The 6,361-nt window shown below is 75.6% G+C and carries 6 protein-coding genes and 1 pseudogene; 2 read left to right on the forward strand and 5 right to left on the reverse strand.

Annotated features, from left to right (window positions below; all coding sequences use genetic code 11):
- Positions 1-68: 68 nt before the first annotated feature.
- On the forward strand, positions 69-434 hold the full coding sequence (locus EAO70_RS02110) for a hypothetical protein (protein WP_148001330.1): 366 nt from the start codon (positions 69-71) through the stop codon (positions 432-434).
- Here the strand turns inward: EAO70_RS02110 and EAO70_RS02115 are convergent.
- From EAO70_RS02115 to EAO70_RS02125, 3 genes are all read right to left on the reverse strand, one after another.
- A complete protein-coding gene (locus EAO70_RS02115; RefSeq protein ID WP_148001331.1) occupies positions 431-1,021 on the reverse strand; it encodes a DUF3291 domain-containing protein in 591 nt (196 codons plus the stop codon). The two genes, EAO70_RS02110 and EAO70_RS02115, sit on opposite strands and share 4 nt — an antisense overlap.
- Before the next feature lie 32 nt (positions 1,022-1,053).
- Positions 1,054-1,833 (reverse strand): helix-turn-helix transcriptional regulator, encoded by a 780-nt coding sequence (locus EAO70_RS02120; RefSeq protein ID WP_148001332.1) that lies wholly within the window; start codon positions 1,831-1,833, stop codon positions 1,054-1,056.
- A gap of 68 nt (positions 1,834-1,901) precedes the next feature.
- Positions 1,902-2,507 (reverse strand): GOLPH3/VPS74 family protein, encoded by a 606-nt coding sequence (locus EAO70_RS02125; protein ID WP_148001333.1) that lies wholly within the window; start codon positions 2,505-2,507, stop codon positions 1,902-1,904.
- A 197-nt stretch (positions 2,508-2,704) separates the two neighbouring features.
- On the opposite strand from EAO70_RS02125, the pseudogene EAO70_RS02130 reads away from it, so the two are divergent.
- A pseudogene (locus tag EAO70_RS02130) lies at positions 2,705-4,237 on the forward strand (FAD-dependent oxidoreductase); the annotation flags it as partial.
- 27 nt (positions 4,238-4,264) lie between these two features.
- Here EAO70_RS02130 and EAO70_RS02135 read toward each other — a convergent pair.
- Together EAO70_RS02135 and EAO70_RS02140 are read right to left on the reverse strand one after the other, a co-directional pair.
- Positions 4,265-5,248: a DUF5914 domain-containing protein gene (locus EAO70_RS02135; RefSeq protein ID WP_148001335.1), complete on the reverse strand. Its 984-nt coding sequence runs from the start codon at positions 5,246-5,248 to the stop codon at positions 4,265-4,267.
- A 5-nt stretch (positions 5,249-5,253) separates the two neighbouring features.
- Positions 5,254-6,300 (reverse strand): phytoene/squalene synthase family protein, encoded by a 1,047-nt coding sequence (locus tag EAO70_RS02140; protein ID WP_148001336.1) that lies wholly within the window; start codon positions 6,298-6,300, stop codon positions 5,254-5,256.
- Positions 6,301-6,361: the final 61 nt, after the last annotated feature.

Genomic DNA, 6,361 nt, shown 5'->3' on the forward strand with positions numbered 1-6,361 from the left:
CGTCGAAGGATAGGCGGGGGGCGTGCGCGGGCGCGGGCCGTGTCGGGCCGAGGGCTTCGGGGGCTTCGATGATGTTCGGGTACGCGGACGAGTGGTGGGCCCTGTTGTTCGTGCCCGTGATCCTGTGGGCGCCCTTCGGGCCCTTCCTCATGGGCGGTGTGGGGGTGTGGTGCGCCCGGCGGCCGGGGTGGTGGCCGCGGCTCTGGTCCGTGCTGCTGCCCCTGGTGCCCGTCGCGGTCTCGGCGACGGCCGTCGTGCTGCCCGTGGACAGCTGGGACGATCCCCGCCACACGGAGGACGTGCTCGGGTACGTCCTCGTCTACGTCCTGGGCCTCACGGTGCTGCCCTGGGCGCTGGGGTACGGGATCACGCGCGTGGTCCGAGGGGTCCGGGCGGGCCGGGAACGGCGGCGGGCACCGGAGCGTACGCCCTAGGCGGGCGAGTCTCCCGCGGGCACCGCTCCGGCGGGCTCGGGCACCTCGCCCGGCCGCGCTGCCCGGGCCGTGGCGGCGCGCGGTGTCGCGCCGGACGGCCGGGTGCCTTCGGGCTGCCGGGCCGCCTCGTCGGCGGTGTGGGCGGAGGCGAAGGTGAACGCGCGCGGGGACGGGCCGTTCGTCCGCAGGTCCGCCAGCCGCTCCAGGGCCTCCTCGACGGTCGGGAGGTGCCCGGCGGGGACCCACCACAGCACCATGTGCGCCTCGACGTGCCGGGCGAACCACTCGCGCCGCCGTCGCATGACCTCCAGGTGCCCGCTGCGGTAGGCGAAGTCCCACAGCGCTTCCTGGTCCTCCCAGACCGACAGGTTGACGATGACGTTGTCGCCCGCCGGACGCAGGGCGGTGGCGTCCGGCGCACCCTCCCCGACCAGCCGCCACACGAAGCCGGGCGCGGCGTCGGCGGCGGCGTTGACCGGAACGAGCAGCTCGACGAACGGCGCCACGCGCGGGTCGTCGAGGGGGTGGAGGAGCGTGGCGACGTTCAGCTGGGCGAGATGGACGGCGGCGTGCGGGGATGCGGTCATGGCCTCATCCCAGCACGGCGTCGATTTCTATGTCAATGATCGTTGTTTTTAGAATTTTCGACCACCACGCAGCACGCGCCGGGACGCGCGTCCAGGCGCGCGCGTACCGGGCCGTCGGTGCCCAGCAGCCCTTCGAGCAGGGCGAGGTTCATGCCGCAGACGAGCGGCGGGAAGCGTTCCGCGACGGCGTGGAAGGGGCAGTTGCGCATCCGGAGCACGCGGGCGGGTGCCGCTGTCTCCGGCACGGCCGCTGCGGGCGCGGCTGCTCCCGGTGCCGCCGCTCCGTGAGTCGCGGCAACGGGGTCCGTACGGGAATCGTCGGCGGTGTCGCTGCCGGCGGGCTCCAGGTGGGGTTCGTAGCCGCGTGCCGCCAGTGTCCGCATGGCCTCGTCGAGGTCGCCGCAAGGTGCCGCCGAGCCGCGCAGCTCCTCCCCGCGGCGGCGGGCGGCCGCGCAGAGTCCGACGTCGAGTCCGGCCTCTTCGGCGGCCTCGGCGAGCAGTTCGGCGGCGGTGCGGTAGTCGCGGGCCGGCAGGGAGACCGACCGCTCGGCCGACGCCCGCGTGTAGACCTTGGCGGGGCGGCCGGCCCCCGGCCCCGAGCGGCCCGTCAGGCGGCGGCTGCCGCTCTCCAGGAGCCCGGCGCCGGTCAGCTTGTCCAGGTGGTGCGCCGCGAGCGTGCGGGCCACCCCGGTGGCCTCGGCGGCCTCGTTGCGCCCGACCTCGCGGCCCTGCGCGACCACGTACGCGTACAGCCGCCGCCGCACCGGGTCCTGGAGCATGGCGATCGCGTCGATGTCCTGCGTGTCCTCCATCCGCCCATTCTAGGAACGACGCAGGTTGGAGATAGAAAGCCTGCGCCGGCCCGGGGACGCGCCCGTGATCACGGGCCGCGCCAGACGTTGGCGAAGGCCGTGTTCTCGATGGTCCGCCGCTGGCGCACCGCCTCGAGTTCCATCACCGCCTCGTTGACGACCGCGACCACGGTCGTCACCGCCTCGTCGGCGAACCCCGGCTCCTCGTCGGCCCACTCGCCGCCGACACCCACGGCCGAGGCGAGGGCGGCCAGTACGGGCTCGCCCTCCTCCCGGCGCGCGGCGGCCCGCCGGCTCGCCGGGGTGTCGGCCGGCTCCACGGTCTCCGGCCCGAAGGACAGCAGGCCGCTGCGCCTGCGCGTGAGCTCGCCGGCCCGCTCCAGGGCGCTCCGGTAGGTGGCCGAGAGGTCGCGGCCCCGGCGCCACAGCCAGTCCTCCACGAGCTCGTAGGGCTCCTGCCGGACGAGCTCCGCCCCGGCCTCGGCGAGCAGCCCGTCGTCCGGCGCCGACGGCGCGCCCGGCACGATCCGGTCCTCGTCGATGGTGGCCGCCCCGGCGCCGACGAGGTCGATCAGCTCGGCTCCCGCGAGCGCGAGCGACAGGTCCCCCTGACCTACGGGCCGCTCCGACCCCGGGTCAATGGAGATGATGAACAGGTCTTTCGCCGTGGTCATGAAGGCTCCCCTCGAAGGCGTCGACATGGCTGGGCTCCCGCCCCGCCGGCCGTCCCGGTCGGGAGACCGGTCCGGGGCGAAGCGGCCGCCACGATCAGTATCGCTCGCCGCCGTCGTGTCCGAAGCTCCGGCGGGGGACGGGGAGTTCGAGGCGGTGGGCCAGCGGCGGACCATCGAGAACACCCGTACGGGCCGCGCGCCGCGGACGCGACCGGAAGGCCGACGTCGTCCCCGCCCACGAGGGCCGCGACCGGCACACCGGAGGAGACGCGCCCCGCTGCGCCGTCGTCGGAGGCGGGATCGCGGGCCTCGCGGCGGCCACCCTGCTGGCCGAGCGCGGTGTCGACGTCACCCTCTACGAACGGGAGGCCTCGCTCGGCGGGCGGCTGGCCGGCTGGCCCGTCGAACTCGCCGACGGCTCCGCGGCCACCATGAGCCGCGGCTTCCACGCGTTCTTCCGGCAGTACTACAACCTGCGCGGCCTGCTCCGGCGCGTCGATCCGGGCCTGGAACGGCTGCGGGGCATCGGCGACTACCCCCTCCAGCACGCCTCCGGCCTCTACGACAGCTTCGCCCGCGTCCCGCGTACCCCGCCGTGGAACGCCCTGGGCTTCGCCGCCCTCAGCCCCAGCTTCCGCCGGGACGACCTCGGCGGTCTGGACGCGCGGGCGGCTCTGCCCCTCCTCGACGTCCGGCTGCCCGAGCTGTACGCGCGCTACGACGGGATCAGCGCCCGCGCGCTGCTCCAGCGCATCGGCTTTCCCGAGGCGGCCCGGCACCTCGCGTTCGAGGTGTTCTCCCGCAGCTTCTTCGCCGACCCGGACGAGCTCTCCGCGGCGGAACTCGCCCTGATGTTCCACATCTACTTCCTCGGCTCCTCGGAGGGCCTCCTCTTCGACGTACCGGACGAGCCCTATCCGCAGGCCCTGTGGGACCCGCTCGCGCGCTACCTCGACGGCCACGGCGTACGCCTCCGCACCGGTACGCCGGTGCACGCCGTGGAGCCCGACCCGCGCGGCGGGCACGTCGTCGTCACGGAGGAGGGCACGGACCGTGCCGACGCCCTCGTCCTGGCGCTCGATCCGGCCGGGCTGCGTTCCCTGGCCGCGCAGTCGCCGACCCTCTGCGACGACGCCTGGCGCGCCCGCGTCGGCCGCCTCGCCTGCGCCCCGCCGTTCCTGGTCCACCGGATCTGGCTCGACCGGCCGGTCGGCGCGGACCGGCCCGGCTTCCTCGGTACCAGCGGCTACGGACCGCTGGACAACATCAGCGTCCTGGAACGGTGGGAGGGCGAAGCCCTCCGCTGGGCGCGGAAGTCCGGCGGGTCGGTGGTCGAGCTCCACGCCTACGCGGCGGAGCCGTCGAGCGACCCCGAGGCGCTGTCCCGCACGCTGCTGGACGAGCTCCACCGGGTCTACCCGGAGACGCGTCGTGCGCGGGTCGTCGACGAGCGCCGGCTGTGGCGTGCCGACTGTCCGCTGTTCGCGGTCGGGGGTGCAGACGACCGTCCGACGGTCGACACCCCGGACCCCACCGTGACCGTCGCCGGCGACCTCGTCCGTACCGACCTGCCCGTCGCCCTGATGGAACGCGCGGCCACCACGGGCTTCCTGGCCGCGGCGGCGCACCTGCGCCGCTGGGGTCTGCGCGGCCAGACCCTGTGGACGGTCCCGCGGCGCGGCCGGTCCGCCGTCCTCCGCGGCCTCGCGACCTTGGCGGGCACCTCATGACCTGACGTCGTCACGGGGCCGTCCGTCTCACCCCGGGAAGCGGCCCTGGCGGCGGAGGGACCAGCGCCGTTCCGCGTACGCCAGGTCGTCCCGCCACAACCGGCCCGCCGCCGCCCGGATCAGGGGCCGGAGCAGCGGCGACGTCGCCCTCGCGGCGGCGAATCCGCGCCGGTCCGACGCGGCCACGACCGCCTCCACGACGGCCGTGCGCGGGGTGTCCACGCCGGGCGCCGTCAGCGGCGTGGCGTGGGTCTCCACGACCGACCCGGCGCCCTCGCCCTCCTCGATCCGCATCACGACCGTACGGGGGTCGGGCGCGGTGAAGGCGGCCCGCACCGGGACGACGGCGCGTCCGGCCAGCTTGAAGGCCACGTCCACCACCAGGGCGTCGTCGTCACCGACGGCGGCCTCGGACGGGACCTTGAGCACCTTCAGGTCCACGAAGGAGTACGGGTGCAGCCACGCGCCGTGCCAGGGGTCGAGGCGGTTGGCCACGACGTCCTCCGGTTCGCAGACGCCGAAACCGGTGTAGACCGCGCTCACCGTCTCGCCGCCGGTGCCCCGTAGCGGCACCACGGGCCGTTCCGTGGGTGTCTCTCCTCCCGCCGCGTCGAGGCGCACCCACACCAGGAGGCCGTCGTCGTGGACGGGCCACGGCTGCCAGCCCGCGGCGGACCGCCCGTCCAGGCGCATGCCGTGCCAGTGGCAGATGAGGGTCCCGCACCGGACGACGGCGTCCTTCAGGGGTGCGCCGAGGTGGGGGCAGGCTCCCGGGCCGGCCACGGGAGTCCCGTCGGCGTCCCGCCAGAGCACCAGCTCGACGCCGGCGACGCTCCGGCCGAGCGGGCGGTCGGGTCGTACGTCGCGGCTGTCGGCGACGACGAACCAGTTGCCCGACGGCCGGGCCTGCGCGCGACGGAGCGCGGCCGCGATCGACGCCGGCCGGGCCTCGCGCCAGGTCGGCCGCTGACGGTCCCAGGCGACGGCCTCGCGCCGCCATCGCAACGGCATCGCCCTCACCGCTTCTCACCCCCGGCCCGTGAGGCGCGCGGGGCCCGGGCGGTCTCCCCGTCGGGCGCGGGCGGCGGTGCGGCGTCCGCGCCGAGGCGGTCCGTGCCGCTCCCCGCTCCGGGCCACCCCCGGCGGGCGGCGACGGCCCGGACGTAGCCGCGTCCCGCCACCGCGAGGCGGCGTCGCCGGCCCACCACGGCGCGCCGGTGCAGGACGGAGAAGCCGTCGTCCTCGATGGCCCGCAGGATGTCGCGGTAGAGCACGAACGCGGTACGGACGCAGGGAGCCGACACCGAGTGGAGCTGGGCGATGCCGGGCTCCGCCACGCGGTAGATCCGGCGGGTGAGGGAAGCCGCGTCCTTGAGCGCCTCGGTGACGCGCCCGTCGCGCCGTCCCGTCGTCCGGCTCCACAGCAGGAGGGAGCGGTCCACGCCGTGGGCGGCCAGCAGGTCGGCGGGCAGGTAGACGCGACCCCGGTCGAGATCCTCGCCCACGTCCCGCAGGAAGTTCGTCAGCTGGAACGCCACCCCCAGGGCCGCCGCCCGCGGCTCGGCCTCCGCCCTGGGGACGACCGTGCCCAGGACGGGCACCATCTGGAGCCCGATCACGGCGGCCGAGCCGTGCATGTACGCGGCCAGATCCTCGTACGTCGGGTAGTCCCTGACCGACAGGTCGCTGCGCATCGAGGCCAGGAAGTCGCGGAAGTGGGCGGCGGGGATGCCGTACCGGGCGCGGGTGTCGGCGACCGCCCGGACCACGGGTTCCGCGACCCGGCCGCCGGCGAGCGCCTTCTCCCACTCGGTCTCCAGCGTGTCCAGCGCCGCTTCCCGTTCGGCGAGCGTGGCTCCGCTCCCGAGGTCGTCGACGATGTCGTCGGCGTGGCGTGCGAAGCCGTAGAGGGCGTGGACGGCGGACCGCCGGTCCGCGGGGAGGAGTCGGGTGGCGAGGAAGTAGGTCCTGCCGTGGCGGGCGTTGAGTCGGCGGCACGCCGTGTAGTCGGCGCGGAGTCCGGCGTCGAGGATGCCCGCGGCGTCCAGTTCGCGGGCCGTCACCTCGGCACCTCCTGGCGGCGCGCGGGCGACACGGCCTCCGTGGGCGGCGGGGGCGGGGCGG

The sequence above is a fragment of the Streptomyces sp. adm13(2018) genome (assembly GCF_008042145.1).
Taxonomy (GTDB): Bacteria; Actinomycetota; Actinomycetes; order Streptomycetales; family Streptomycetaceae; genus Streptomyces.

Bases quoted from the DNA above. Each gene is read 5' to 3' on its own strand.
- EAO70_RS02110 (WP_148001330.1), top strand. From the start codon at position 69: ATGATGTTCGGGTACGCGGACGAGTGGTGGGCCCTGTTGTTCGTGCCC.
- EAO70_RS02115 (WP_148001331.1), bottom strand. From the start codon at position 1,021: ATGACCGCATCCCCGCACGCCGCCGTCCATCTCGCCCAGCTGAACGTC.
- EAO70_RS02120 (WP_148001332.1), bottom strand. From the start codon at position 1,833: ATGGAGGACACGCAGGACATCGACGCGATCGCCATGCTCCAGGACCCG.
- EAO70_RS02125 (WP_148001333.1), bottom strand. From the start codon at position 2,507: ATGACCACGGCGAAAGACCTGTTCATCATCTCCATTGACCCGGGGTCG.
- EAO70_RS02135 (WP_148001335.1), bottom strand. From the start codon at position 5,248: ATGCCGTTGCGATGGCGGCGCGAGGCCGTCGCCTGGGACCGTCAGCGG.